We start from the raw sequence: 1,893 nt of genomic DNA, 5'->3' as shown, positions 1-1,893 counted from the left end.
AGCTCTTCGGATCAGCGAGCGGGCGGATGACCGCCGCTTCCACCTCCGGTCGCGCGGCCGCGTCGAGCAGCAGGGCGTCGCAGAGCGCGGCGAGTTCCGCCTGGCGCGCGTCGCGGCCGGCGACATAGGCGTGTCCGACGCGCCCGTCGGGCAGGCGCACGGCGCAGCGCGTGACCGTCATCTCGCCCAGGTTGAAGGGCGCGCCGTCCCCGCCGGCACGGCCGCGCACCATGACCAGCCCGGTCTCGGGGCCGCGCAGGCGGGTATGCGGCGGCGCCGGCGGCAGGGTCGCGAGACAGGCGAGGATGTCGTCCGCGCTGGCGCGGGCCAGCACGCCCATCCATCGTTGGCGGTCTGCGGTGGCGTCGGGATCGGTCATGGCGGTCCGAAATTTGTCTAGACGACTAGTCGTCCATCCCTCTATGGGTCAAGCTGAAACTGCCATCCCGCACCGCTCCGGAGGTTGAAGTTTCGATGACGGAGGCCGCCCCGCAGCCCGGCCCGCTCGCGCGCCGCGAGGGCGTGTCGCTGTGGCGCCAGATCCAGCTCGCGCTGGAGGGCGAGATCGCGGCTGGCCGATGGGGGCCCGGCGCGCGGCTCCCGACCGAGGCGGAGCTGACCGCCCGCTTCGGCGTGAACCGCCACACAGTCCGCCGCGCGATGGAGGAGCTCGAGGCGCGCGGCCTCGTGCGGGTGGAGCAGGGCCGCGGCAGCTTCGTGGCGGAGGACGTGCTGGACTACCGGCTCGGTCCGCGCACGCGCTTCTCGGAGAACATCCGCCGGCAGAACCGCGAGCCGGAAGGGCGGCTGATTCGCGTCGCCGAGATGCCGGCCGAGGCATCGCTCGCCGAGGCGCTCGGCATCCGGCGCGGACGGCCGGTGATCGTGGCGGAGCGCCTGGCGCTCGCGAACGGACGGCCGGTCGTGCTCGGCACGCATCACTTCCCGGCCGCGCGCTTCGGGCGCCTGCCGGAGCTGCTGGCGGCCAACCCCTCCATCACCGCGGCGCTGGCCGCCTGCGGCGTGCCGGACTACCGGCGGCAGGTGACGCGCATCACCGCGCGGCTGCCGACGCCGGAGGAGGCGGAGCTGCTGCAGCAGTCGCGAAACCGGCCGGTGCTCGTCACCGAAGCGGTGAACACCGACCCGCAGGGCGCGGTGGTGGACGTGACCATCGCCCGCTACGCCGCGGGGCGCGTGCAGCTCGTCGTGGAGTCGTGACGGTGGATTGGCTGATCGCGGGCGGCGAGGCGCTGCTCGACGGGCGCCTGGCGCGTGCCGATGTGGCGCTCCGCGCCGGGCTGGTGGCCGATGCCGCGCCGGGCGCGCGAGTCTTCGACGCGACCGGGTTGCTGGTCATGCCGGGCCTCGTTGACATCCATGGCGATGCGCATGAGCGGCAGATGCAGCCGCGGCCCGGCGTCGGCGTGCCGCCCGCCGTCGCCATGCGCGACAGCGCGGCCCAGCTGCTGGCCGCCGGCATCACCACGGCCTTCCTTGGCGTGACGCTGTCCTGGGAGCCGGGGCTGCGCGGCATCGAGGCCTGGCGCGCGACGCTGTCGGCGGTCGAGGCGGCGCGCGCGCATGCGGGCGTGGATCTGCGCATCCATTGCCGCTTCGAGGCCGACAATCTCGACGTGCTCGACGAGCTGCTGGAGGACATCGCGGCAGGTCGCGTGCAGCTGCTCGCCTACAACGACCACACCCCCGGCATCGTGAAGAAGCTGCGCGACCCGGCGCAGGCATCGAAGTATGCCGGGCGTGCAGGCAGCACGACGGAGGCCTTCGTGGCGCTCGCCGAGCGCGCATGGTCGCGCCGCGCGGAGGTGCCGGCGGCGCAGGCGCGGCTTGGCGCGGCGGCGCGCGCGGCCGGGATCCCGAAGCGGATCGGGA

2 protein-coding genes and 1 pseudogene are annotated in these 1,893 nt (G+C 74.4%); 2 read left to right on the top strand and 1 reads right to left on the bottom strand.

From position 1 onward, the window contains the following. Positions 1-379: phosphonate C-P lyase system protein PhnG (phnG, locus tag L2I40_RS22600; RefSeq protein WP_237217589.1), on the bottom strand; the 379-nt coding region annotated here is incomplete at its 3' end. 95 nt (positions 380-474) lie between these two features. On the opposite strand from phnG, the gene phnF reads away from it, so the two are divergent. Together phnF and L2I40_RS22590 are read left to right on the top strand one after the other, a co-directional pair. Then, positions 475-1,221, top strand: coding sequence for a phosphonate metabolism transcriptional regulator PhnF (phnF, locus tag L2I40_RS22595; protein WP_237217588.1), 747 nt, complete (start codon positions 475-477; stop codon positions 1,219-1,221). Positions 1,222-1,223: 2 nt separating this feature from the next. Next, positions 1,224-1,893 (top strand): annotated as a pseudogene (locus tag L2I40_RS22590) (hypothetical protein); the annotation flags it as partial.

Source organism: Falsiroseomonas oryziterrae (genome assembly GCF_021864505.1).
GTDB lineage: Bacteria > Pseudomonadota > Alphaproteobacteria > Acetobacterales > Acetobacteraceae > Falsiroseomonas > Falsiroseomonas oryziterrae.
The sequence above is the reverse complement of the archived record's forward strand: the minus strand, read 5'-3'. Positions and strand labels throughout refer to the sequence as shown.

What these genes read in the sequence shown, in the direction of transcription:
- phnF (WP_237217588.1), top strand. Translation starts at nt 475, where the DNA reads ATGACGGAGGCCGCCCCGCAGCCCGGCCCGCTCGCGCGCCGCGAGGGC.